Here is a 22,920-nt window from a genome sequence, read left to right as displayed (position 1 = left end):
AATGAGTTTAAAAGATAAAGTAGCCCTAGTAACAGGAGGCTCTGGAGGTATAGGTAGAGAGATAGCCTTAGAACTTTCTAAAGAGGGAGTTCATATTGGAATAAATTATATGGGCAACAAAGAAAAGGCATTAGGAGTAGTAAAAGAGTTAGAAGAAAATGGTGTAAAAGCCATAGCTATAAAAGCAGATGTATCAAAATCAGAAGAAGTAGATGAAATGTTTAAAAATATTGAAGATAATTTAGGAAAAGTAGATATACTAGTAAATAATGCTGGAATTACAAAAGACAGTCTTTTAATAAGAATGAAAGAAGAAGATTGGGAAGATGTAATGGATACAAACTTAAAGGGAGTATTCCTATGTACTAAAAGAGCAGCAAGACCTATGATGAAAAAAAGATATGGAAAAATTATAAACATATCTTCAGTAGTAGGAGTAAGTGGAAATATAGGTCAAGGAAACTACTCAGCTTCAAAGGCTGGAGTCATAGGATTTACAAAATCTATGGCAAAAGAATTGGCTTCAAGAGGCATAAGGGTAAATGCAGTAGCTCCAGGATTTATAAAGACAAAGATGACAGATGTATTAAAAGATGAAGTAAAAGACATGATGAAGGGCCAAATCCCCCTAGGAGAATTTGGGGAGACTAAAGATATTGCAAATTTAGTAGTATTTTTAGCAAGTGAAAAATCAGACTATATAACAGGCCAAATTATAAATATCGATGGCGGAATGGTAATGTAGTAAAAAATAAAAAATAATTAGGAGGAAAAGATTATGTTATTTGATAAAGTAAAGGAAATAATAGCTGAACAATTAGAGGTAGAAGATATAGATGGTATTACAAAAGAAACTTCTTTAATAGAAGATTTAGAAGCAGATTCTCTAGATGCAGTAGAAATAATGATGGCATTAGAAGATGAATTTGAAGTAGAGATTCCAGATGAGGATGCTGAAGGCTTTAAAAATGTTGGAGATATTGTAAATTATGTAGAGAGTAAAATTTCCAAGTAATCAAGGAGGGCATATGAATAGAGTAGTGATCACAGGTATAGGTGCTGTTACTCCTGTTGGAATTGGAAAAACTGAATTTTGGGATTCTCTAATAAAAGGAAAATCAGGTATAGGACCTATAACCAGATTTAATACAGATGATTTTGAAGTAAAAATTGCAGCAGAGGTAAAAGACTTTGATCCAAAGGATTATTTAGATAAAAGAGAAGCAAAAAGAATGGATAGATTTACTCAATATGCTGTAGTATCAGCAAAAGAAGCTATAGAGGATGGAAATATACCCCTAGATGAAATGGATAGGGAGAAAATCGGTGTAATCTTAGGTACAGGAATAGGTGGAATGGAAACTTTTGAAACTGAGTTTAATAAATTAAACAAGAGAGGTCCAAGTAGAGTAAGCCCTCTATTTATTCCTATGATGATATCTAATTTGGCAACTGGGCAAGTTTCAATGGCTTTAGGACTTAAGGGTCCATCTATGACTATTACAACAGCTTGTGCATCAGGAACTCATGCTGTTGGTGAGTCTTTTAGAAAGATAAAATCTGGAGAACTAGATATGGTAGTAACTGGAGGAACTGAGTCTTCCATAACTCCAATGTCTGTAGCAGGATTTTCATCAATGAAAGCTCTATCTACTAGAAATGAAGACTATGAAAAGGCTAGTAGACCCTTTGATAAAGAAAGAGATGGATTTATCATGGGAGAAGGAGCAGGGATACTAATGTTAGAAGAATTAGACCATGCGATTAAAAGAGGAGCTACTATATATGCAGAGGTAGTAGGCTATGGTGCCACATCAGATGCCTTTCATATAACTCAGCCAGATCCAGAAGCCCTAGGCGCAACTAAGGCAATGAAAATGGCAATAGAAGAAGCTGGTATAGATTATACTGAAGTTGGATATATAAATGCCCATGGAACAAGCACATATTTCAATGATAAACTTGAAACATTGGCAATTAAAAACCTTTTTAAAGAACATGCCAAGGATTTAAATATAAGCTCTACAAAATCTATGACAGGTCATCTACTAGGTGCAGCAGGTGGAGTAGAGGCTATAGTAACAGCTTTAGCCTTAAATACAGGAAAAATCCCACCAACTATAAACCAAGAAGTATCTGATGAAGAGTGTGATTTAAACTATACACCAAATAAAATGGTAGAAAAGGATATAAACTATGCTCTATCCAACTCCCTAGGATTTGGTGGACATAATGCATCAATACTTTTAAAAAAGTATATAAAATAATAAATTTAAACATTAGAGATTAGTTGAATAATTTTCAGCTAATCTCTTTTTTTTGAACAAAGGGGACGGGAAACTTTGTTCATTTTTATAAAAAATGTAAGTTACAACATAAAAGTATATTGATTTCAGTATATTTTGGATACAAATGTGGGATTTATGATATGCTTAAGGCAGTATAGGGGTAAGAATACAAAGGGGGAATTATTATGAAAAAAGAAAAAGGAATATCAGAAGATAATTATAGATTTATGAAAAAAGTATTAAAATCAGCTCTATATACTATTTTTGTAATCTTATCTTGGATGTTTGTAGTAGGATTTCTATTTGGATTATTATTTAATGGTAGAGACAGTTCAGTTATAATAATTTTATGTATGGGAATTATATTTACAATATTTTATTGTACAATGACCATCCTAGAAGAAATCAGAAATCTTAAATAAGTCATTATAAGGAGGGAAAATAGTGATTTTAATTATAATATCAATATTGATGGGATATTTAGGTATCATTATAGGGCTGAGATTTGGGGGAGATATTCTTATGTATTTATTTGGAATGGTTGGAGTTTTAAGTCCTGCTTTATATGTTCTAGAAAAATTATATAAAGAAATTGAAAATAAAAATTAATATAGATTAGTAGTAAAATATGAAGTAAAACAAAATATATCTTAGGAGGATTTAAATGAAACAAAATGAACATACCCCTTCGTTAGGTGTTTTGTGTTTTTATTCTATCATTTTTATTATTTTAGCAATTCGAGTTGCAAAGACTCATGTGCTTGAAGGCCCATTACTGGTACTTTATCTTATAGTGGTCTTTTTTGGAATATATACAATAGTAGGAGGCGCAATAAAAATCTATCGTGAGCATCACAAAAAAAATCGGTAAATACTACTGAATTGAAAAGTTGATTAGCTGCTATATTTAAATGTTTTTCATAGTATAAATGCTAAAATAATATTGTAGGAAGTTGCCAATATTTTAATGTACAATATTTACAAAATTCTCTATAGTATTAATGGGTGATGAAAGTGATTTTAAACATTAATACAGAAATAGAGATAAAAACTGTAAAAGATTTAAACAAATTAAAAACATTAGTGGAGGTTAATAATTTGGAAAAACCAAATTTCAGTGAAATAGGAAGGGAGTTGGGAGTTGATAGGAGAACAGTTAAAAAATATTATGAAGGAAATACGGAAAAAGAAAGAAAAGAGAAGAAATCTAAAATAGATGATTATCACAATATTATCACTTCTTTGCTATCAGCAAAAAGCAAGCAGATATTCTACTACAAATCTCATCTCTATAGATATCTGGTAAGAGAGCACGGGCTTGAATGTTCTCGTAGCAATTTTAATTACTACATTTTAAAGAAAAGTGAATTTGCTGAGTATTTTAAACCAAAAGCAAAAAAAGATTCTGTGAAATCTGAAACACCTTTTGGTAAACAAGCTCAGTTTGATTGGAAAGAGAAATTAAAATTTTCTTTTAAAGATAATAGTGAAATGCTTTTAAATGTAGGTAGCTTAGTCTTATCTGCCTCTAGATTCAAGGTATGGGCAATATATCCATCAACAAGTCAGAATCATCTATTTGATTTTTTATCTAATTCATTTGAATCATTAGGTGGAGTGCCAAAAGAAATAGTAATTGATAACGCTTCTACTATGATGGATAAAGCTAGAACCGAGTGTTCAGATGGTAAAGTAAATAGTAAGTTTAAGCAACTTTCTGATGACTTTGGATTTAGCATATATCCTTGTGTTAGAGCAAGACCTAATACTAAAGCAAAAGTTGAAAATCCAATGAGAATAATTGATGAAATTATGAATTACAATGGTGTTTTAGAAGATTTACAAGAATTGCATGAAAAGATGAGTGTAATCACAAATGAAGCTAATTCAAGAGTATGTCAAGCTACAGGATTACCACCTATATTAGTTTTTAACAAAGAAAAAGAACATCTATTACCACTCCCACATGATAAAATCTGTTCTTTTTACAAAAATGAAACTGTACAAGCAAAGGTGAATACCAATAGCCTATTTAAATACAAGCATAATATGTATTCAGCTCCACCAGATTTAATTGGTAAAAATGTTACAATACAAGTTAGTGAAAATAACTTACATGTATATTATAACAAAAAACTAATTACAATCCATAGAATAACAGAAAAAAAGATTAATTATCACAATGATCATCATTTAAAGATGTTAGGATTAACATTTAAATGAAAAGAAGATGTTTCAGAGTATGCAGATAAACATTTAAAAGAATTGGAGAAATTTAATGAACAATTATCAAAAGTTATGTGAGAACCTAAAAGAGTTAAAGTTAGTTCAGACAAGCTTGAGACTAGATGAATATATTACAAAAGTAAATGAGGATAAAATAAGTCTAGTAGACGCACTTTATGAGCTTACTACAAAAGAAATAGAAATAAAAAACTTTAATGCTACAAATGCAATGGTTAAAGTAGCAGGATTTCCACATTTAAAAGAAATGAAAGATTTCGATTTTGAGTTTCAGCCTAAAATAAATAAACAACAATTTTTAGATTTTGAGAGTTTAAGATTTTTAGAAAACAATAGTAATATAATACTAATTGGAAATAGTGGGGTAGGCAAGACTCATCTTGCTACTTCCATTGGTATGGCAGCTGCTAAAAAGCGATTTAGCACTTATTTTATAAAATGTCAAGACTTAATTGCTCAACTAAAAAAGGCATATTTAGAAAATAAATTAGACAGTAGAATAAAACATTTTAGCAAATATAAATTGTTAATAATTGATGAAATAGGCTATCTTCCTATTGGAGAGATGGAAGCTAAAATGTTTTTCCAACTAATAGATAAAAGATATGAAAAGAAAAGCACAATAATTACTAGCAATATAAATTTATCGGATTGGAGTGAAATATTTGTAGACAATATGTTAGCTAGTGCCATCTTAGATAGATTAGTCCATCATTCTAGTATAGTAAATATATTAGGTAATTCTTATAGAACAGCTACTGCTCTATCTAAAATATCTAATAAAGATAATTAGCAAAACTGTACATAGAAATATTGGCACATTTATGCAAAATAATCTTGACATTAATACATAGCACCCACTGAAGGGATAACATGATATGTATGTCGTATTCTTTATATTATGAGGCTAATACATAGGAGTGATTAAATGCTTTTTTATATTTATATAATATTTATGGTAGGTGTCTTTTCATACTATTTTTATAGAAATATTTTGATTTATAGAAAAGGGGAATATCATCCATATCTTTTTGGGAAAAGAGGAAAAAATGATTTACCATTTTGGAAAGATTTTATGATTACTTTTTTATTTGGTTTGGGAGCTAGTTTTATATTTGGAGATGATAATCATGAGAATAAAACTATATTTTTTATAATTTTTATTATTATCATATTAATTGAAATTATCCAGGGAATTATCCTAAAATATTTGAGTTATAAAAAGAGTAAAGATAAAGATATAATCATCTATAATATTATATATACTGTCATATTAATCGCTCTTGTGATACTTTTATGGAAAATGGAAATATAATAGATACTCTTTTTTTACTTGTATCTTACTCTTTATAGAATATTATTAATACTTATTGACACTATGAATTATGAATATAAATCATAAATAAAATAAATTTACTACAGATATTATAATGTATATTAATTAAGACAAGTAGATTTATGCTTATAAATTTAAGTAGCAAAAATATAGGGAGGAAAATTATTATGATAGAAATTCCATTTATACCAGGAATGCTAATTCTTTTAATTATATCTATATTATTTGCAAAAATTTATAGTAAAATAGCAAATTACATAGGTGAACAAATTAGAATGTTTTTTTCAATCGTATGGAAAAGAATTAAGAAATGAACAAAGGGGACGGGAAACTTTGTTCATTTTCATAAAAAATGTAAGTTACAACATCAAAGTATATTAATTTCAACATATTTAAAAATATCTATAGATTTTATGATATGCTTAATTCACCATATGGAATAAAAATACAGGGGGTAATGTAGATGGAGAATGTAATTTGAAGTTTAGTGGTATTGTAGAAAGCTTTAATTATAACCACATAAAATTGATAAATTACTTGAAATTAATATATTAAACTATATATTAATTAATATTAAAAAGGATGATAGCTGTGAAGCAGATTAAAATTTCTAAAATAATAACTGGCGTTGTTATTATTTTATCCCCATCGATTTCAAAAATTACAATTACCGCTAATAACTTCTTATCACCTATGAGTGAAGTATATTTTGCACTAAGCGTTTTAACTTTAACAATAGGATCTTTTTTAATAGGGAGTTCCTTCTGGAAAAGCGATAATAAATAAAAATAAAGAATAAAGGAGATTTGAAATGAAATATAAATTTAAAAAAATAAACTTATTTTATATTTTGATATTCACAATTATAATAAGTTTCTCTAGCACTTCAAGTTTTGCCATATCATATGAAGAAAACTTGGCTTCAGGGGAAATTAAGTTACAATCGATTTTTGAAGATACTTCTGATATTTCAGAAGCAGATGAAATAAAAGGTCCTTTTACACTTTATGAACTTGCAAATGAAATGTCTGAAATTGAAAATATTACTATAGATGAAGCTTTGGAGAGACTTTCTCCCCAAAATGGTGAAATTTCTCCATTAGCATATAAAACATACTAAACATATTCAAGAACTCTTGACGTTACTCCTGCATATAAACCTAAACTTACTTTTTATACTAAAGTATTAGCACAAGATACAAGAATCCTAGCATTTTTTGAAATATTAGACATTAGTATGAATAGAGGATACAATGGGATGAGTAAAGCTTTTGGAGGAGATGTCTATATAAACTTAGAAAATAGTGAAACTCTCTATTATAGAGTTTCTGGTGATTTTTATGATAATGGAACTACTACAATATCTGGAGGTGTTAATATAGGTATCGGAGAAAAAGCTAATTTTAATTTTGATATAGAACATTCTTCAAAACATTATGAATATTACTATAATACAGATCGTATATATGCAAAAGATAAATAATAAATAAGATTTCAGAAGAATATAAATTCACTAATACTAAAAAACCTTATAGACAATTTTAAAGGGATTTTTAAACCATATATAAAAAAGACTAAAAATGTTTGATGTTACTCCCTAATTCCGGACACGGAACTAGGGAGTAACATCATGTCCAAATATTCATTTGATTTAAAGTTGGAAGCAGTGAAAGATTATTTAAGTGGTGAAACAGGTGGATATAAAGTTATAGCTAAGAAACATGGTGTAATAAATCATAACCAAGTTATAGATTGGGTTGAGAATTATGAAAGATATTGAGAGGAGGGATTAAAGAGGAAATCGACAAAAACTTTTTACTCTGGAGAATTTAAGCTTCGTGTATTACAATATAGGCAATACCATAATTGCTCTTATAGAGAAGCCGCTAATCACTTTGATATTAGCAATCAGTCCATGATTGCTAATTGGCAAAGGAAGTATTCATATGAAGGCTTTGAAGGGCTGAATAAGTCAATTGGGAGGCCTAGTAATATGTCTAAAGACGATAAGAAAAATGATGTTTCTAAACTAATAGAAAGTGAAAAAGAAGAATTAATCAAATTAAGGGAAGAAAATGAATTCTTAAAAGCGAATCTAGCATACGAAAAAAAGCTAAAAGCCTTAATTCGGGAGAAAGAGTAAAAAATAAGGAAAAGACAAAAGTAATAATGGAATTAAGGCATAAATTTCCTATAATCAAGTTGAAAACTTAGCTTAAAATATCTGGCTTATCTAAAAGTTCATATTATGAATGGATCGAAAAGCTAAGAAGAGTAAATCAAGAAGAGCTACAATTATTGAAGATGATAAAAGATATATTTGAAGAATCTAATAAAACCTATGGGTATAGAAAGATAACAGTGGCCTTAAAACAGAAAGGCTTAAAAATAAATCATAAAAGAGTATATAGAATTATGAGAAAAAATGGATTAAAATGTGTTAAGTTTTCCAGAAGATCTAGAGGATATATCTCTTTTAAAGGGGAGATTGGAAGAATAGCAGAAAACAAGCTAAACAGACAGTTTCAAGTAACAAGCCCTAATAAGGTATGGGTTACAGATGTAACAGAGTTTAAAATTCATGGCAGCGATAAAAAGCTATATCTATCATCTATTATGGATCTATTTAATAGCGAAATATTATCTTTTAATCTATCTAAGTCTCCCACTGTGAAATTTGCTACAGATGCATTAGATATGGCTCTTAAGAAGCTTCCTAAGAAGCATAACCTAATAATTCACTCTGACCAAGGATTCCACTATCAGCATGTTCAGTGGGTAAAAAGATTAGAAAAAAGACAAATTAGTCAAAGTATGTCTCGAAGAGGTAATTGTATAGATAACTCTCCGATGGAAAATTTCTTCGGACTATTAAAACAAGAAATGTATTATGGGGAAAGATTTACATCAATTAATCAATTGGAGAAAAAGATTAGAGAATACATTTACTGGTATAACAACAAAAGAATAAAAGTAAAGTTAAATGGCCTGTCACCTATTAAGTATAGGCAACAAGCCGCATAATTAAATATTATCCGAAAGTCCGGATTAAAGGGTTTACATCAGATTTTATGATATGCTTAATTCACCATATGGAATAAAAATACAGGGGGTAATGCAGATGAAAAAGATAAGTTTAAAGTGTAGTAGAGTTATAGCAAGTTTGGCATTTATAGTAACATTTATAAATGTAAATTCAACATGTATGTTTTTAGTTCATCAGCCAGAGTTGCCAAAAAGTACTAAGATGTTGAGTAAGTTTTAATTATAAATATTATAAAAACATAGAAATAATAAAGTATATTTTAAATCGATGGATATCAACGTAAAGATTACATCTATTAACTTTCATATAAGTTTTTAAGATATACTTTGCAATTAAGAAGGAGGATAAAATGAAAAAAATATTTAAATTTACTTCAATATTTTTAATGATGTTGATGTTGTTACCAAATTTAACTTTTGCTCAAAAGATAAACAATTCAATAGAAGTTATACCAATTAAAAAACTAGATACTTTACCAATTGATCAAACTTATTCATATGAAGAGATACTATTAGTTATGCAAAATAATAAATATCAAAACCAAGATATTGAAGACTTTAAAAAAACTCATCAAAATAATTTGAAGTTTAAAAAAACACAAGGTAGAAGTGAAACTGTAAGATACGCAGTATTTAGTATGGATGGAATAAAATTTCCAGGTAGTTTTCATAGAGAATATCATTTACAACCAGAAATTTTAGGGGGGCTTTTATATTCAGGCTCTCCTACTCCTGATAGAATTGTATCATTAGAAAACCCTTATGTTTATACTGGCAATGGTTCACCAGCAAGCTTTGATGGAAAAATGATTTATAAATTAATTTCTGGGAGAGAATTTTACACACTAATACAAGGTACTGCATACAAAGCTGGAAGTATGGATGTAGAGGGAGGAGTAAAAGTAAAATTAGGTGAAGATGCCGAAGCTTATATAAAAGTTTCAAATGGTGACGGGTTTTTAAAAGATATATCACATCAAGAAACTTACTATTCACCTGCATTAAATAAATAATCAACATATAAAGATTGAGAGATTAATCTCTCAATCTTTATTATACTATAGACTGTTTAACCTAAGCATATAAAATAGATACATCGACTTTTATATTTATGTAATAGGCTAACCAAATAGATTAAAGGAGGATAACATGAATAATAAAAGGAAAACAAAAAAGATTTTACAAGTTATAGTATCTATACTAATAATATTCTCTCCAATAACTTGTGATTATATATTATTTTTAATAAATTATAAAATACAAATGCAATTCATATATATTGCTTTTGTTATATCAAATATTATAGGATTAACATATATATATAAAACATTAGATGAATAGAAAAAATATAACAAGAAAGATTTACTTGGTTTTAGTAAGAAAATCTTACCAGAGAAGTATTTGTAATTTAGTATACTGATTTAGAACAAATCAATATTTATTTTTAGTATAGAGGATATTATATGTATAATAAAGTAAAAACATATTTTAAAAGGTGATTTTATGATTGGGGAAATAGTAAATTATTTTATCGTGAATGGAATAATAGAAGAGAAAGAAAAAGAAATATATGCTTATGGACTGCATCAAGGTTTATTAATAATTTTAAATTTAATAACAACTATAACTATTGGGACTTTATTTAACATGCTATGGGAAAGTATAATATTTATGATAAGCTATATCCCCCTATGCACATATGCAGGGGGATACCATGCTAGAACACAATTCAAATGCTATTTATTTTCTATAGCTATAATTATAACATCACTATTACTAATTATAATAGTTCCAACTACAGGATTTTTCATTTTATTTTTAATTATTACTTCAGGAGTAACAATATATTTACTTGCACCTGTAGAAGATAATAATAAACCTCTAGAGAAAGTAGAAAAGAAAGTATATAAAAAGTTAACAAAAAATATACTTATTATTGAAATATTAGCTATCTTAGTACTATATATATTAAACTTTTAAAACATATCGTTGGTTATATGTATTGCAATATTCATACTAAGCGGTATGCTTGTTGCTGGAGAATTTAAAAACAAATTAGGATAATAAAATAAATCTAAATTCTCTTGGACAAGTAGATGATATTATAGTAAGTTAGAGTAAATAACACTTACTTTTAAAGGTTTTCAATAAGAGGTGAAATCTTATGTTTAAAATAGCAATATGTGATGATGAAAAAGAAGTATGTACTCAATTAAAAAATATATTAATAAAATTAGAATTGAAGTTTTCAAAAGAACTGGATATAGATTTATTTTATTCAGGAGAAAAGTTATGCCAAGCTCTATCTAAAGATAATCACTATCATATAATTTTTCTAGATATTGAATTAAAATTTATGAATGGAGTAGAGGTAGGAGATAAAATAAGAAATGAACTATTTAATGAATCTACTCAAATCATCTATATATCATGGAAAGAAAATTATGCAATGGAGCTTTTTAAAGTAAGACCTCTGGACTTTATCATAAAGCCATTAGATTATGAAAAAATCAAAAGAGTATTTAAATTATCACTAAGACTTATTAAAAAAAATCAAGGAATATTTAAATACAAAGTCGAACATTCTACATACAATCTATTAATCAAGGATATTTTATACTTTGAGAGTGTAAATAGACAAGTCAAAATCTATACTACAGATGGAGTAAAAAAATTTTATGGCACATTAAAAGATACATATGATAAAGTAAAAGAATTTGACTTTATCATTATTCACAAATCATATCTAATAAATTATAATCATGTAATAAAATTTGAATATGAGCAGGTTACGATGTCTAATAAACAAATACTTCCAATTAGTCAATCCAACAGGAAAAAGCTTAGACAATTACAATTAGAAAAAGAAAGGGACAAACTATGAATATTGATCTATATAAATTTACTTATTTAATATCAAATATTTTTGGGACCTATATAATTTATAAATTCATGGGAATATTTTTTGATAGAAATGAAGTTAATAAAAAAGTGGAATTCCTTACATATTTAATTTATTTATTAGTAACTAGCGCTACATACTTAGCTTTAAATATTCCTATATTAACTTTAATAATTAATTTAGTTCTATTCTTCGCATTAAGTTTTAATTATGAATCATCTATTAAAAATAGGTTTTTTTATGCATTTTTTATATATTTAATTTTAGCGTCTATAGAGACTATTATAGCTTTATTGACAGGATATATTTATAATTCAATTCTCAGCATGAATCCAATCTATCTTTCAATAATAGGAATGATAAGTATAAAAATATTTTCATATATAGCTGTACTATTAATAGAGAATTATAAAATAAGAGAAAAAAATATTGATATACCTATTATTTATTGGGTCTCTATTTTTTTAATTCCACTAGGTAGCTTGTATATCATTATAAATTTAATACAGAATTCAAGCTTAAAACCTTTCAATATTGTAACCACTATAAGTATAATACTTGCAATAAATATAATAGCTTTTTATTTATACAATGTTTTGAACAATATGTATGAAGATAAAATGGAAACTACAATATTAAGAGAGCAAAACAAATATTATCAAAGACAATTAAGCATTTTAGAGCATACTAATGAAAATACAAAGTCAATACGTCATGATTTAAAAAATCATATATATATTGTGAGGAAATATATCCAAAACGGGGAAAAAGAAAATGCGATAGATTATTTAAATGAGATGAATGGACAAATATATGGAGATAAAAAACTTTCTAAGTCTGGGAATATGGATATAGATAGTATTCTAAACTATAAATTAAATGAAGCCATTAAAAGAGATATTTGTGTATCAATAGAGTCAAAAATACCTTCAGATATAAATATATCATCTTTAGATATCGTAGTGATTTTAGGCAATTTATTAGATAATGCTATAGAAGCTAGCTCTAAAGTTAAAGAAAATAAAAAAATAAATATAAAAATAAAATATCAAAATAATATTTTATTTTTGCATATTGAAAATACATTTAATAATGAGATTATCTATGAAGAAGAGAGAATAAAAACTTCTAAAAAAGATAAGACGAATCATGGAATTGGTTTAAGGAGCATCCAAAACATATTAAAAAAATATAATGGGCTTATGAATATAAATCATAAAGAAAATAAATTTACTACAGATATTATAATGTATATTAATTAAGACAAGTAGATTTATGCTTATAAATTTAAGTAGCAAAAATATAGGGAGGAAAATTATTATGATAGAAATTCCATTTATACCAGGAATGCTAATTCTTTTAATTATATCTATATTATTTGCAAAGATTTATAGTGAAATAGCAAATTACATAGGTAAACAAATTAGAATGCTTTTTTCAATTGTATGTAAAAGAATTAAGAAATGAACAAAGGGGTCGGGAAACTTTGTTCATTTTCATAAAAAAATTAAATCTAAACATCAAAACATATCAATTTCAACATATTTGAGATATAGATATGTTTTGATGATATGCTTAAAGTAGTATGGTGTGTCTTAAAGATTATTTATATAATATTTGGAATATGTGTATTTTTATTTTAAAAGGAGTTGAAGATTTGAAGAAAATATTTATTTTAACTATAACATTGATGCTTAGCATAATAGTAGCTATAGGATGTGATAATTCTCAAGTTGATACATCGAAAATTGATTCATCTGAAGAAGTAAAAGAAATAGATGTAAGGGAAGTTGAAGGAGGAACAAAGATTGAATATCCTAGAAAATATGAGGAAGATATTTTTGGTGACTTATCTAAAGAAGAAATAGACAAAATTGTAGATGGGATTTTTGAGAAAATATCTAAAGATACTAAGTATAAAGAGAACATAGATTTAGCAATTGAAGAAGTATTTAAAGAATATGGTATAACAGATGAAGATGAATTAAATGTAGCAAAATCCAAGTTAACTATATCTAAAACAAAATAAATATGGATTTATTACATTTTTTATTACATACATTATTGCAACATTAATTCGTTCATTTACTGGAGTATCTTTTAATATTTTTTATGATAAATTTGATTTGATACTTTTTATCAAAGATATTACTATATGGATACTTTCATATAGTGGAGTAAGTCTGATTATATCTAAAATTCCTAAATCAGATGATAGTTAGAGATGATTCTAATTGGAACACAATAAAAATAAGTTTGAATTTTATTTGGGATTTAATCATGAGGAGAGGATTACATGTTAAGAAAAATTTCTATAACATTATTAATATCTATTTGAATTATAATATTTACTGTGGGATGCAGTAAAAGAGATAATAACAAAATAGCCTATATATCGCCAGATCCAGATTCAAAGTATGAAGAAACCTTTAGAGAATTAAATCTCGGTATAATATTTAATTTTGATTTGGAATTAAATAAGTTTGATAAAAGTTGGGTAAATCTGTGGGTGGAAGGATATAGCAATGGTAAAAAAATTTCTGAATCTCCACTTATAGATTTCTCTTATGGTCTTGGACTTACAGAAGAGGAAAGGGGAAAGATTGGATTTGGGATCATAAATCCTAATAGCGATGATATGCAATTTTTCATGTATGCACCAGAGGCAAGTATGGAACCTAAAACCATTGATAAAACCTTTTTAAATAAATTACCTGTTATAAGCTGGGATTATGCCTTTAGAGATAAAAAAATTGGTTTAGAATCAGGAGAAGAACTAGTTTTAGCTGTGTATAGAGAAGTAGAAAGAACTTTGAAAGTGTATGATTATCAAAGCTTAGATGATATAGATGAAATGATAGATTCAGATGAGACAGTACTTTTGCTTAAAATAAAAGTGGAAGAGGAAAAATTGTAAGTTACAATATAGAAATATATTAATTTCAATATATGTAAGATGTTGATGTGGTATTTATGGATTAGAAACTGAGTCGTATAAGTAGTAAAATGTGAAGCAAGTAAATTTATATAATATAGTGTTAGGAGATTTATGTATATGAGACGATATATAGCAATTCTTGTATTGGTATGTTTGTTAATACCGTTAAGTGCTTGTAAAAACAGCAATAGAAATGAGATAAGAGTTAACAAAAATATAATCTTACAAAGGGGTTTTAATATAAGCTCGGATTCTACGCAACTTAACACATCAGCGAAAGGAACAGTATTTATCAAGGAAGTAGAAGGAAATCCTGAAGAGGTACAAATTGTTGCTTCTATTGAAATAGACGCCAATGATTGGGGTGGTGTCACTTTTTATATTGCCAATGACTGGAACATTTCAAATATAACAAGTAGTTATCCAGAAAATGAATCTCAAATGATACCTGCGGACTATATAGACACATGGACTACATCAGACCCCGAATCTGAATGGAGTAAGACGATAGAAATTGGTAGAGATCGAAATTATGTGGCTACAATAGGCGGCACAGGAACAATTGTGATTGATTTGTTTCTTGATAAGGAATTAGCACCTAAGCCAGAGACTTTCAATATCATGGTTGCGGTTGGGTCTGATGAAAAAGAGGGTGTAAAGATAATTGAAACGGATAACATACAGATATCTATACCACTAACGAATGACTAAGGATAAAGAGAACAAAGGTTACGGGCACTTTTAATTTACATATATTATGAGGCTAATACATAGGAGTGATTAAATGATTTTTTATGTTTATATAATGTTTGTAGTGTGTCTATTTTCTTATTATATTTATAGAAATATTCTAATATATAGAAAAGGTAAATATGATCCACATCCCTTTAGGAAAAAAGAAACTGATGATTTTCCATTTTGGGTGAGGCTTATAATTAATTTTTTGGTTTTTTTAGGAGCTAGTTATTTTGCAAGAGATGATAGAAGTGATGCCCTTACCATAACATTTTTTGTGATTTTATTAATTACTATCATACACGTAATTGCTTTAAACTATTCAACTTATAGAAAAAATAAAGATCAAAATATAATTATATATACTGTCATATATGCATTTATAGGAATTACTCTTATGATATTTTTATTGAAATTATTATGAGTGTATTGATATGAGAATTTTGTAAAAAAACCAAATAGAAGCTAAGACAATAAAATTTATTTAATCAGCTTATTTACAGAAGTTAATATATAAATTAAAATAGAGGAATATTTATACATGAGCACTAGAAATTTTAAACAAAGGAAGAATAGAACAAATGAAAAACACTAAAAGGTTAACCTTTACAAAACTTTTATATATAATATTTGGAATTGGGACTATTATATCTCTTTTTATTGTGTATAAAGATATAGATGGGGCTTTGGCATATAGATTTGTATTAGGATATGCAATTCTTGCATTTTTCTTACTTATATACATACCTATTATAACTATATTAAAATTAAGAAGATTAAAATGGAGTGAAGTAAGTAAGATATTAATTAGATTTATTTTGTTATTTATCTTATTTAGTGGAATGAATTTAGGATTTTCCTATTTTTTCAGAGAAAAAAATATGGATTATTTTTCTGCTTTCTCCACTGCTCTAGGATTATCTTTTGGAATCTCTTTTACTCATATTATTTTGGATACAAAGAAGAAGTAAAATGAATGAAAATAAATTAAATTTGTTTAAACTGAAGGATATATATGGAAAGCTCAAGAAAATCTAAAGCATATTTTAAATGATTGACATTTTGTGTGATGAATATCAGTCATTTTGTACGAAGTAAAGAAAGGGTAGATTTAATGAAAAAATATATAATACAATGGATATCAATTAGTATAATTATTGGATTCTTACTGTATGGTACAATATCATTAATTACTAAAACTACATTTAATAATTTTTTTGGAGAATTTGAAATCCTACTAATGCTAATAGGATTTTCAACTTTACTATCAACCATTATAATTTCTACAAAAATCATTATAGATAAAATAAGTAAAGTTCAATAAATAGAGTAGTTAATAATTTTCATTAATATTATAAAAATATGAATACTAATAAGGATTTTTTGTTTAAAATGCATTTATAATATATGATTACTAGAATCTCCAATAGGAATATGATAAAATAATTATAATAATGGTATTGAAAGAATGTACTACATATAAGTAATGACATAAGTATAATAGAGAATAAAAAATTGGGAATTATATTGGTGTTAATTCATATACTGAAGCATTGTCATTGGGGAAATCCTAGATAATTCCTGAAAATGAATTTTTTCATTTAATAAAGCAAGGAAGAATTTAAAGTAAAATATTTGAGGAGGTTTTTTCATGATGTATCCATATATTATCTTAGCAGATGAAACAGAAATAACTCATTCTCACATAATTGAAGAAAACAATATACAGCAGGTAGAAGTCCATTTTGAGCGTCCAACAGAACAAGGATTTGATATAGCTAGATGTATTTTACCTAGTTATACTTGGATTAAAGTAGAAGGTTTTTCTAATAAAGAAATTGAAGGATTTAACGAAATTCTTAGACACAATGCTCACTTACTATATAAATATGCATCAACAGGAGGTATTCAAATTGCCTAGTCTTTTTAGAATAGGAGGATACTTAGTTTATTTTTGGTCAAATGAAAATTTTGAACCGATTCATGTTCATATTAGTAAGGGAAAACCAAGTCCTAATGCTACTAAGATTTGGTTAACTGCAACAGGTGGTTGTATTGTAGCCAATAATTCAAATAGAATACCAGCAAAAGAATTGAGTAATATTTTAGAAATTATATCGGCACAGTATTTTATGATATGTCGGGAATGGAAAGAACATTTTAAAGTAGACGATATTAAATTTTATTGTTAAAACTGTCTCATAATGTGAGAAATTACCATAGGCATTTTATCATTGTAGCAGCCCAAGTAGAATTAAAATATCCCTTTAAAATAGATTCATAGCTAAAAAGATTATTTCTTTGGGAGAAATACAAATATTAAATTATTAAGATTCAAGGTACAGTTTACTTAGATAAAAATGAACTGTACCTTCATTTTTTATATGTCCACTGGATATAATGGAAACAACAGTAACGTAAGCGTTGAATAAAAGATGTATTGTATAAATATAGGGATATCGGTATGATATCCCTATAATAGTATTTATTCAGATTTACATGATTTTTGGACTAAATCATCCCAAGGCATCATTAGCTCTAGGATTTTAGGATTGGTTTTAAGATTGGATCCTGGTAATATTGACAGGATGTATTCTAAATATTTATAGGGGTTTAGTCCATTTGCTTTTGCTGTTTCTACTAGGGTGTAGACACAGGCACTTGCGTAGGCACCTTTTGGACTTCCGCAGAAGGTCCAATTTTTTCTACCTACTGTAAATGGTCTTATACTGTTTTCTGCAATATTATTGGATATGACACAGTTTCCATCTTCTAAGTAGGTTTCTAATTTTTCTTTATGATTTAGAGCATATTGTAATGCTTGTCCTATTTTAGATTTGGGAAGTACTTTATCATTATTATTTTCTACCCATAACCAAAAGGCCTCTAGAAGTGGTTTTTCTTTTTCTAGACGCTTAATTTTTCTTTTTTCTGGAGTGAGATCTTTAAACTTTCTTTCCCAATCAAAGAGTTTATTACAATATGCTATTCCTTTTGCTGGTAGACTTGCTTCTTCACTTTTTACATCTTTTGGAAGGGCATCTTTAAAGTATCTTCTAAGATGGGCCCAGCACAAACATTGGTGGATATCTTTTACCTTGTTATATCCTGAATATCCATCTGTATGGAGGTAGCCATTGAATCCTTTTAGGAAATCCTTGGCATTGTCTCCTGTTCTACCAGGTGCATATTTAAATATTCTTATTCCTCTCTTTGCATTAACTGAAGTAGAATACACCCACATATATGATTTTGTGGTATTTTTCTTACCTTCTTCATTTAATACTTGAACTGGAGTCTCATCAGCATGTAAATATTTATCTTTTAATAGTTCTTCCCTTAGCTTTTCTACTATGGGATTTAACCATTCTTCTGATGTTTTAATTATCCAGTTGGATAGGGTTGCTCTACTTATGGGAAAGCCCATCTGTTTCCAATCTTTTTCTTGCCTGTATAGTGGTACTGACTGTACAAACTTTTGATACATGGTCCAGGCTACTGATGATGCTGTGGCATAGGAATGCTGAAGTACAGGCTCGGGTGTATTTGGATTAAAGATTCCAGGTCTTCCTTCTTTTTTACATGTTCTACACTCATAATTTTCTTGATATATATTAATTACAGATATTTCTGCCGGTATGTATCTGATTTCTGATCTTACGAATTTTCTTCCTACAACTGAGAGTCTCTTTCCATCAATTGGGCAGATTTGCTGGGATTCTTCCAGCCTAAATATTTGATCTTGGCTAGGTAGGTTTTTAAACAAGTCTTTTCTCTTGTAGCCTTTTCTAGTTCTTTTAATAGGCTCTTCAAATGGAACAGGTTCTTGTATAGAGAAGTCGGCTTCTTTTTCAACTTCGTTAAATAGACCTAATTCCATATCATTAATGATTAATTGGCCGTCTATGGCAGAAGTCTTTTCTGTCTTTCTTCCATAGAGTTTCTTAATTAGGTATTCCATATTTTCATTAGCCTTTTTCAACTCTTCTCTAAGGCCTTCTATGGTTTTATTCTGTAATTCAATTGTATCTTGAAGTGTCTTTATCAAAGAGTTTTCATTCATTGGAATTTAGCCTTTCTAATATGTTTTATTTAAATATATTATATCATTTTCCTAACCTACAAACAACAAAAAAATACTTGAAACTATGTAATTTTGAGCAGTTTCAAGCATCTATATTATCCTTTTGTTATCTATCTTTTGAATGACCTTTTTTTGATCAATTGATAAACCCTCTATTAGCCATCTATATTGCTGAGGAGTAATTTCCCTAACATCTTCTTCAGTTCTTGGCCACTGAAACACCCCGCCTTCAAGCCTTTTGTAGAGAAGAAGAAATCCATCTCCCTCCCAAAGCAACGCTTTTATCCTATCTCTTTTACCTCCACAAAAGAGGAAAAGCGCATTTTCAAATGGATTTAGCTTAAAGTTTTGAGATACTATAGCGGAAAGACCGTCAATTGATTTTCTCATATCAGTCTTACCGCAGGCAATGTATATTCGTATATCATCCGGAAATTTAATTCTCATGATTATTTACCAATTAAATTAATTACTATACCTAATGTATTTGGATCTGCCCCATTTAGAATTTCAATTTCATTTCCATTTGAGCGCAAGATAGCACAGATACCTTTATTGTTAGATTTAGATCCTACTATATTGGCTTTAGCTTCACTTGGCTTAACTTCTATAAATTGAGTTTGACCTGTAACAGCTAGTGTTCCTGCTTTAATTAGGGCTTCTTGTCTGATTACTCGCTGCCAATAGTAGAATTTGGTTCTTGAAATATCATTTTCTTCACACCATTCTTTTATGGACTGGTCACTTTCACTATGCCTTTTAATGATTTCCGACCATTGAGCCTTAAGTATTTCATGTTTAGTAGCTTTCATAGTTGTAATGTTAATCATCTCCCTACACTTTCAATGTTGGCAAAGTTACTTTGTTAACTTTAAAAGTACTTTGTAGAGAGTATTATCTCATGTTACGTAACATTTGTGAATCCATGGGATTATTGATCGCTTACACAGTAACGATTATACCAAATGTAATGTAAGTAATAGCTACAATAATATCATCGCTTATGTTGGGGTAAATATATATATAATATTTTTATAAAACTATCCTTATAATATCTTTAGTAGTTTCAACTTATCAATTTATTAATGCTTAAAAAAACAAATCAAATGATATTATTAAAGAAAAATATGTACATATATAATAAAGTTTAATTTTGTATAGAGGAAAGTCATTAATAGAATAGAAGGTGATTCTATGAAAAATAAACACTTATTTATTTCTTTATTTGCCTTAATTATTTTAATTTTTCTATATAATGAGATAATTTATCCATATATAGAAGAAAGGAATATGAAGCTTGAGATAAAAGAAGATTTGAAATTAAAGTGGAATATAGATATAGAGCTGGGAAGAAAAGATAATATTATAACATTTAAAAAGAACAAGCCAGGATGGCATGGAGAACAACAAAAATTTATATCCTTAGAAATAGATAAATCTAGTGATTTATATAGTTATATTAAGTACAATACTTCCAAGAAAAATAAAATGCCCTATGAAGTTCAAGAGCGAATTAAATCTATAGAAGATAATTTAAATATTAAGTGGGAAGATAGAGTCAAATTTTATCCTAAATCTTATCAAGGGAAATTAATATATTATAAAAGAGCATTGAGTTCAGAATCTAAAAATGACTTGCTATACATTTTTTTAATAAAGGAAGAAGATAAACTAAAAATATTTTTTATTGAAGATATAAATGTACCAGATATAGAAAGGTATGGAATATAGATTATTTCACATTAGTACATCATATTATTTATTTAAAATGAGGTGAAAAAATGCTAAACTTAGTAAAGCCACAAAGATTAAAGCCAGGTGACAAGGTAGCTACTGTAAGCCTTTCATGGGGAGGTGCTGGTGATAAGGATTTATTATGGAGATACAAAGTTGGGAAAAGAAGATTGGAAGATCAATTTGGTTTAGAAGTTGTAGAAATGCCAAACACTTTAAAAGGGTCAGATTATTTGTACTATCATCCAGAAAAACGAGCAGAAGATTTAATGACAGCTTTTAAGGATTCTTCTATAAAAGCAATTTTTTCTTGCATAGGTGGTGATGAAAGTATCAGAATGCTTCCATATATTGATTTTGATATTATAAAAAACAATCCAAAAATATTTATAGGTTATTCAGATACAACTATCACACATTTTATGTGTCTCAAAGGAAATCTTTCGAGTTTTTACGGTGCATCTATCCTTGCAGAGTTTGCGGAAAACATTAAAATATTTGACTATACTACTTACTGGATAAAAAAAGTTTTATTTGATAATAGTACAATTGGATTAATACCAGTAACTACAGAATGGACAGGGGAAAGAATAGAATGGCTTGAAGAAAATGCCTCTATTGCAAAGACTATGACAAAGAATCAAGGGTATGAATTTTTACAAGGCAATGGTGTGGTTAAAGGCCCTTTGATTGGTGGATGTATTGAAGTAATGGAGATGATAAAAGGAACTTCCCTATGGCAATCAAATGAAGTATTTGAAGATGCTATTCTATTTTTTGAAACATCAGAAGATATGCCAGATCCAAGCTATATAGAACACTGGCTTAGAAATTATGGAAGTCAAGGGATATTACAAAAAGCAAAAGCAATAATTTTCGGCAAACCCTATCAAGAAAAATACTATGAAGAATACAAGAATTCTATTATGAAGGTTATTTCAGAATTAAAGCTTTTCAAATTGCCCATTGTATATAATATGTCATTTGGACACAATGAGCCAATGATATGTTTACCATATGGTGCAATGGCAGAAATTGATTGCGATAACAAGACTTTTTCTATTATAGAGTCAGGTGTAGTATAAACTTTTACTTTTGAACGGAGATGAATAAATGAAAAACACTTATAAATTCACCCTAAAAGTTATTTTAATTTTAGTAATTAGCTTTTGGATTCTTTCTAAGATTCCATTTTATTCAAATATCAATCAAGAAATCACTGCTAATGTATATGAAAATGGAGTTGTAACTGGAAAAACTACAGTTTCTATGGAGGGTGAAAGAAGTAATTATCTTTTTTCAAAAGAGCAAAATTATTGGGGGAGATTTTATATTGAGTGTTTTGAAAAAACAGGTCGTGCTAATATGAATGCTAGTATTTGGTGGAATTTTGGAGGTAGACCTGATACAACTCAAAAAATTACTTACTCTGAAAATGCTTCTTTTCCTCTCGTAAATGAAATAGCACCATTTATGCTTATCAATAAAGAAATGAATCAATTTGCTATAGAATTTGCAGATGGTAGAATAATTGCTGCATCTGATGAGATGTATCAAAAATATATTGAAGGGTCATGGACCTGGAGGTAGTATTGACTTTAATTAATAATGAAA

At 27.9% G+C, this 22,920-nt stretch carries 37 protein-coding genes and 1 pseudogene; 35 read left to right on the top strand and 3 right to left on the bottom strand.

Annotated features, from left to right (window positions below; genetic code table 11):
* Position 1: 1 nt before the first annotated feature.
* From fabG to AC4PG3_RS10675, 32 genes and pseudogenes are all read left to right on the top strand, one after another.
* Positions 2–745: a 3-oxoacyl-[acyl-carrier-protein] reductase gene (gene fabG, locus AC4PG3_RS10830; RefSeq protein WP_492196640.1), complete on the top strand. Its 744-nt coding sequence runs from the start codon at positions 2–4 to the stop codon at positions 743–745.
* Positions 746–778: 33 nt separating this feature from the next.
* Positions 779–1,015 (top strand): acyl carrier protein, encoded by a 237-nt coding sequence (gene acpP, locus AC4PG3_RS10825; RefSeq protein WP_492196639.1) that lies wholly within the window; start codon positions 779–781, stop codon positions 1,013–1,015.
* A gap of 13 nt (positions 1,016–1,028) precedes the next feature.
* Positions 1,029–2,267, top strand: a complete 1,239-nt coding sequence (gene fabF, locus AC4PG3_RS10820) for a beta-ketoacyl-ACP synthase II (protein WP_492196638.1) — start codon at positions 1,029–1,031, stop codon at positions 2,265–2,267.
* A 206-nt stretch (positions 2,268–2,473) separates the two neighbouring features.
* Positions 2,474–2,710 carry a hypothetical protein gene (locus AC4PG3_RS10815; protein WP_492196637.1) on the top strand — a complete coding sequence of 79 codons (237 nt, stop codon included), beginning with the start codon at positions 2,474–2,476 and terminating at the stop codon, positions 2,708–2,710.
* Between the two features lie 22 nt (positions 2,711–2,732).
* Positions 2,733–2,897, top strand: a complete 165-nt coding sequence (locus AC4PG3_RS10810) for a hypothetical protein (RefSeq protein WP_492196636.1) — start codon at positions 2,733–2,735, stop codon at positions 2,895–2,897.
* A 55-nt stretch (positions 2,898–2,952) separates the two neighbouring features.
* Positions 2,953–3,159 carry a hypothetical protein gene (locus tag AC4PG3_RS10805; RefSeq protein ID WP_492196635.1) on the top strand — a complete coding sequence of 69 codons (207 nt, stop codon included), beginning with the start codon at positions 2,953–2,955 and terminating at the stop codon, positions 3,157–3,159.
* 143 nt (positions 3,160–3,302) lie between these two features.
* Positions 3,303–4,511: an IS21 family transposase gene (istA, locus tag AC4PG3_RS10800; RefSeq protein ID WP_492196213.1), complete on the top strand. Its 1,209-nt coding sequence runs from the start codon at positions 3,303–3,305 to the stop codon at positions 4,509–4,511.
* A 55-nt stretch (positions 4,512–4,566) separates the two neighbouring features.
* Positions 4,567–5,325, top strand: a complete 759-nt coding sequence (gene istB / locus AC4PG3_RS10795; protein ID WP_492196212.1) for an IS21-like element helper ATPase IstB — start codon at positions 4,567–4,569, stop codon at positions 5,323–5,325.
* 135 nt (positions 5,326–5,460) lie between these two features.
* Entirely contained in the window at positions 5,461–5,847 is a 387-nt protein-coding gene (locus AC4PG3_RS10790) for a hypothetical protein (protein ID WP_492196634.1), read from the top strand.
* A 188-nt stretch (positions 5,848–6,035) separates the two neighbouring features.
* On the top strand, positions 6,036–6,182 hold the full coding sequence (locus tag AC4PG3_RS10785) for a hypothetical protein (RefSeq protein WP_492196633.1): 147 nt from the start codon (positions 6,036–6,038) through the stop codon (positions 6,180–6,182).
* A gap of 277 nt (positions 6,183–6,459) precedes the next feature.
* Positions 6,460–6,654 (top strand): hypothetical protein, encoded by a 195-nt coding sequence (locus tag AC4PG3_RS10780; RefSeq protein ID WP_492196632.1) that lies wholly within the window; start codon positions 6,460–6,462, stop codon positions 6,652–6,654.
* Between the two features lie 25 nt (positions 6,655–6,679).
* Positions 6,680–6,988: a hypothetical protein gene (locus AC4PG3_RS10775; protein ID WP_492196631.1), complete on the top strand. Its 309-nt coding sequence runs from the start codon at positions 6,680–6,682 to the stop codon at positions 6,986–6,988.
* 138 nt (positions 6,989–7,126) lie between these two features.
* Entirely contained in the window at positions 7,127–7,351 is a 225-nt protein-coding gene (locus tag AC4PG3_RS10770; protein ID WP_492196630.1) for a hypothetical protein, read from the top strand.
* A gap of 147 nt (positions 7,352–7,498) precedes the next feature.
* Complete coding sequence (locus AC4PG3_RS10765) at positions 7,499–7,648, top strand: transposase (protein ID WP_492196629.1); 150 nt, start codon at positions 7,499–7,501, stop codon at positions 7,646–7,648.
* A 60-nt stretch (positions 7,649–7,708) separates the two neighbouring features.
* A pseudogene (locus AC4PG3_RS10760) lies at positions 7,709–7,843 on the top strand (helix-turn-helix domain-containing protein); the annotation flags it as partial.
* Positions 7,844–7,861: 18 nt separating this feature from the next.
* Entirely contained in the window at positions 7,862–8,011 is a 150-nt protein-coding gene (locus tag AC4PG3_RS10755) for a hypothetical protein (RefSeq protein ID WP_492196628.1), read from the top strand.
* A gap of 77 nt (positions 8,012–8,088) precedes the next feature.
* The gene (locus tag AC4PG3_RS10750) at positions 8,089–8,892 is read left to right on the top strand and encodes an IS3 family transposase (protein WP_492198226.1); all 804 of its coding nucleotides are present in this window, start codon (positions 8,089–8,091) and stop codon (positions 8,890–8,892) included.
* Positions 8,893–8,989: 97 nt separating this feature from the next.
* Positions 8,990–9,133, top strand: a complete 144-nt coding sequence (locus AC4PG3_RS10745) for a cyclic lactone autoinducer peptide (protein WP_492196627.1) — start codon at positions 8,990–8,992, stop codon at positions 9,131–9,133.
* Between the two features lie 130 nt (positions 9,134–9,263).
* On the top strand, positions 9,264–9,926 hold the full coding sequence (locus AC4PG3_RS10740; protein ID WP_492196626.1) for a hypothetical protein: 663 nt from the start codon (positions 9,264–9,266) through the stop codon (positions 9,924–9,926).
* Positions 9,927–10,062: 136 nt separating this feature from the next.
* Positions 10,063–10,254: a hypothetical protein gene (locus tag AC4PG3_RS10735; protein ID WP_492196625.1), complete on the top strand. Its 192-nt coding sequence runs from the start codon at positions 10,063–10,065 to the stop codon at positions 10,252–10,254.
* A gap of 162 nt (positions 10,255–10,416) precedes the next feature.
* On the top strand, positions 10,417–10,893 hold the full coding sequence (locus AC4PG3_RS10730; protein WP_492196624.1) for an accessory gene regulator ArgB-like protein: 477 nt from the start codon (positions 10,417–10,419) through the stop codon (positions 10,891–10,893).
* 184 nt (positions 10,894–11,077) lie between these two features.
* Positions 11,078–11,797 (top strand): LytR/AlgR family response regulator transcription factor, encoded by a 720-nt coding sequence (locus AC4PG3_RS10725; RefSeq protein ID WP_492196623.1) that lies wholly within the window; start codon positions 11,078–11,080, stop codon positions 11,795–11,797.
* A complete protein-coding gene (locus AC4PG3_RS10720) occupies positions 11,794–13,077 on the top strand; it encodes a sensor histidine kinase (protein WP_492196622.1) in 1,284 nt (427 codons plus the stop codon). The genes AC4PG3_RS10725 and AC4PG3_RS10720 overlap by 4 nt, the downstream gene beginning before the upstream one ends.
* 58 nt (positions 13,078–13,135) lie before the next feature.
* Positions 13,136–13,282, top strand: coding sequence for a hypothetical protein (locus AC4PG3_RS10715; protein ID WP_492196621.1), 147 nt, complete (start codon positions 13,136–13,138; stop codon positions 13,280–13,282).
* 190 nt (positions 13,283–13,472) lie between these two features.
* Complete coding sequence (locus tag AC4PG3_RS10710; RefSeq protein ID WP_492196620.1) at positions 13,473–13,844, top strand: hypothetical protein; 372 nt, start codon at positions 13,473–13,475, stop codon at positions 13,842–13,844.
* Positions 13,845–14,168: 324 nt separating this feature from the next.
* Positions 14,169–14,732 (top strand): hypothetical protein, encoded by a 564-nt coding sequence (locus tag AC4PG3_RS10705; protein ID WP_492196619.1) that lies wholly within the window; start codon positions 14,169–14,171, stop codon positions 14,730–14,732.
* Positions 14,733–14,870: 138 nt separating this feature from the next.
* Entirely contained in the window at positions 14,871–15,464 is a 594-nt protein-coding gene (locus AC4PG3_RS10700; RefSeq protein WP_492196618.1) for a hypothetical protein, read from the top strand.
* Positions 15,465–15,537: 73 nt separating this feature from the next.
* On the top strand, positions 15,538–15,912 hold the full coding sequence (locus AC4PG3_RS10695) for a hypothetical protein (protein ID WP_492196617.1): 375 nt from the start codon (positions 15,538–15,540) through the stop codon (positions 15,910–15,912).
* Positions 15,913–16,069: 157 nt separating this feature from the next.
* The gene (locus tag AC4PG3_RS10690) at positions 16,070–16,459 is read left to right on the top strand and encodes a hypothetical protein (RefSeq protein WP_492196616.1); all 390 of its coding nucleotides are present in this window, start codon (positions 16,070–16,072) and stop codon (positions 16,457–16,459) included.
* A 143-nt stretch (positions 16,460–16,602) separates the two neighbouring features.
* The gene (locus AC4PG3_RS10685; protein ID WP_492196615.1) at positions 16,603–16,812 is read left to right on the top strand and encodes a hypothetical protein; all 210 of its coding nucleotides are present in this window, start codon (positions 16,603–16,605) and stop codon (positions 16,810–16,812) included.
* A gap of 327 nt (positions 16,813–17,139) precedes the next feature.
* Complete coding sequence (locus AC4PG3_RS10680; protein ID WP_492196614.1) at positions 17,140–17,409, top strand: hypothetical protein; 270 nt, start codon at positions 17,140–17,142, stop codon at positions 17,407–17,409.
* Positions 17,402–17,680 (top strand): DUF4160 domain-containing protein, encoded by a 279-nt coding sequence (locus AC4PG3_RS10675; protein ID WP_492196613.1) that lies wholly within the window; start codon positions 17,402–17,404, stop codon positions 17,678–17,680. Before AC4PG3_RS10680 ends, AC4PG3_RS10675 begins: the two co-directional genes overlap by 8 nt.
* Positions 17,681–17,973: 293 nt before the next feature.
* Here AC4PG3_RS10675 and tnpC read toward each other — a convergent pair whose 3' ends face one another.
* The 3 genes from tnpC to tnpA all read right to left on the bottom strand — a co-directional run bounded on the left by tnpC (position 17,974) and on the right by tnpA (position 20,402).
* Positions 17,974–19,533, bottom strand: a complete 1,560-nt coding sequence (tnpC, locus tag AC4PG3_RS10670) for an IS66 family transposase (protein ID WP_492198183.1) — start codon at positions 19,531–19,533, stop codon at positions 17,974–17,976.
* A 129-nt stretch (positions 19,534–19,662) separates the two neighbouring features.
* Complete coding sequence (gene tnpB, locus AC4PG3_RS10665; RefSeq protein ID WP_492196141.1) at positions 19,663–20,019, bottom strand: IS66 family insertion sequence element accessory protein TnpB; 357 nt, start codon at positions 20,017–20,019, stop codon at positions 19,663–19,665.
* 2 nt (positions 20,020–20,021) lie between these two features.
* Entirely contained in the window at positions 20,022–20,402 is a 381-nt protein-coding gene (tnpA, locus tag AC4PG3_RS10660; RefSeq protein ID WP_492196142.1) for an IS66 family insertion sequence element accessory protein TnpA, read from the bottom strand.
* A 364-nt stretch (positions 20,403–20,766) separates the two neighbouring features.
* Between tnpA and AC4PG3_RS10655 the strand changes: the two genes are divergently transcribed.
* Genes AC4PG3_RS10655 through AC4PG3_RS10645 form a run of 3 tightly spaced genes read left to right on the top strand, consistent with a single transcriptional unit; the run spans position 20,767 to position 22,896 of the window.
* Complete coding sequence (locus AC4PG3_RS10655) at positions 20,767–21,303, top strand: hypothetical protein (RefSeq protein WP_492196612.1); 537 nt, start codon at positions 20,767–20,769, stop codon at positions 21,301–21,303.
* 50 nt (positions 21,304–21,353) lie between these two features.
* Entirely contained in the window at positions 21,354–22,391 is a 1,038-nt protein-coding gene (locus AC4PG3_RS10650) for a S66 family peptidase (protein WP_492196611.1), read from the top strand.
* A gap of 28 nt (positions 22,392–22,419) precedes the next feature.
* The gene (locus tag AC4PG3_RS10645) at positions 22,420–22,896 is read left to right on the top strand and encodes a hypothetical protein (protein WP_492196610.1); all 477 of its coding nucleotides are present in this window, start codon (positions 22,420–22,422) and stop codon (positions 22,894–22,896) included.
* The last annotated feature ends 24 nt before the right edge of the window (positions 22,897–22,920 follow it).

The organism is Tissierella sp. QWL-11 (genome assembly GCF_058683765.1).
Note: the sequence above shows the minus strand (reverse complement) of the source record. Positions and strands in the feature narration are given on the sequence as shown.

Coding starts and splice junctions, on each gene's coding strand:
- fabG (WP_492196640.1), top strand. CDS start 2: ATGAGTTTAAAAGATAAAGTAGCCCTAGTAACAGGAGGCTCTGGAGGT.
- acpP (WP_492196639.1), top strand. CDS start 779: ATGTTATTTGATAAAGTAAAGGAAATAATAGCTGAACAATTAGAGGTA.
- fabF (WP_492196638.1), top strand. CDS start 1,029: ATGAATAGAGTAGTGATCACAGGTATAGGTGCTGTTACTCCTGTTGGA.
- AC4PG3_RS10815 (WP_492196637.1), top strand. CDS start 2,474: ATGAAAAAAGAAAAAGGAATATCAGAAGATAATTATAGATTTATGAAA.
- AC4PG3_RS10805 (WP_492196635.1), top strand. CDS start 2,953: ATGAAACAAAATGAACATACCCCTTCGTTAGGTGTTTTGTGTTTTTAT.
- istB (WP_492196212.1), top strand. CDS start 4,567: ATGAACAATTATCAAAAGTTATGTGAGAACCTAAAAGAGTTAAAGTTA.
- AC4PG3_RS10790 (WP_492196634.1), top strand. CDS start 5,461: ATGCTTTTTTATATTTATATAATATTTATGGTAGGTGTCTTTTCATAC.
- AC4PG3_RS10785 (WP_492196633.1), top strand. CDS start 6,036: ATGATAGAAATTCCATTTATACCAGGAATGCTAATTCTTTTAATTATA.
- AC4PG3_RS10775 (WP_492196631.1), top strand. CDS start 6,680: ATGAAATATAAATTTAAAAAAATAAACTTATTTTATATTTTGATATTC.
- AC4PG3_RS10770 (WP_492196630.1), top strand. CDS start 7,127: ATGAGTAAAGCTTTTGGAGGAGATGTCTATATAAACTTAGAAAATAGT.
- AC4PG3_RS10765 (WP_492196629.1), top strand. CDS start 7,499: ATGTCCAAATATTCATTTGATTTAAAGTTGGAAGCAGTGAAAGATTAT.
- AC4PG3_RS10755 (WP_492196628.1), top strand. CDS start 7,862: ATGTCTAAAGACGATAAGAAAAATGATGTTTCTAAACTAATAGAAAGT.
- AC4PG3_RS10745 (WP_492196627.1), top strand. CDS start 8,990: ATGAAAAAGATAAGTTTAAAGTGTAGTAGAGTTATAGCAAGTTTGGCA.
- AC4PG3_RS10740 (WP_492196626.1), top strand. CDS start 9,264: ATGAAAAAAATATTTAAATTTACTTCAATATTTTTAATGATGTTGATG.
- AC4PG3_RS10735 (WP_492196625.1), top strand. CDS start 10,063: ATGAATAATAAAAGGAAAACAAAAAAGATTTTACAAGTTATAGTATCT.
- AC4PG3_RS10730 (WP_492196624.1), top strand. CDS start 10,417: ATGATTGGGGAAATAGTAAATTATTTTATCGTGAATGGAATAATAGAA.
- AC4PG3_RS10725 (WP_492196623.1), top strand. CDS start 11,078: ATGTTTAAAATAGCAATATGTGATGATGAAAAAGAAGTATGTACTCAA.
- AC4PG3_RS10720 (WP_492196622.1), top strand. CDS start 11,794: ATGAATATTGATCTATATAAATTTACTTATTTAATATCAAATATTTTT.
- AC4PG3_RS10715 (WP_492196621.1), top strand. CDS start 13,136: ATGATAGAAATTCCATTTATACCAGGAATGCTAATTCTTTTAATTATA.
- AC4PG3_RS10700 (WP_492196618.1), top strand. CDS start 14,871: ATGAGACGATATATAGCAATTCTTGTATTGGTATGTTTGTTAATACCG.
- AC4PG3_RS10695 (WP_492196617.1), top strand. CDS start 15,538: ATGATTTTTTATGTTTATATAATGTTTGTAGTGTGTCTATTTTCTTAT.
- AC4PG3_RS10690 (WP_492196616.1), top strand. CDS start 16,070: ATGAAAAACACTAAAAGGTTAACCTTTACAAAACTTTTATATATAATA.
- AC4PG3_RS10685 (WP_492196615.1), top strand. CDS start 16,603: ATGAAAAAATATATAATACAATGGATATCAATTAGTATAATTATTGGA.
- AC4PG3_RS10680 (WP_492196614.1), top strand. CDS start 17,140: ATGATGTATCCATATATTATCTTAGCAGATGAAACAGAAATAACTCAT.
- tnpB (WP_492196141.1), bottom strand. CDS start 20,019: ATGAGAATTAAATTTCCGGATGATATACGAATATACATTGCCTGCGGT.
- tnpA (WP_492196142.1), bottom strand. CDS start 20,402: ATGATTAACATTACAACTATGAAAGCTACTAAACATGAAATACTTAAG.
- AC4PG3_RS10655 (WP_492196612.1), top strand. CDS start 20,767: ATGAAAAATAAACACTTATTTATTTCTTTATTTGCCTTAATTATTTTA.
- AC4PG3_RS10650 (WP_492196611.1), top strand. CDS start 21,354: ATGCTAAACTTAGTAAAGCCACAAAGATTAAAGCCAGGTGACAAGGTA.
- AC4PG3_RS10645 (WP_492196610.1), top strand. CDS start 22,420: ATGAAAAACACTTATAAATTCACCCTAAAAGTTATTTTAATTTTAGTA.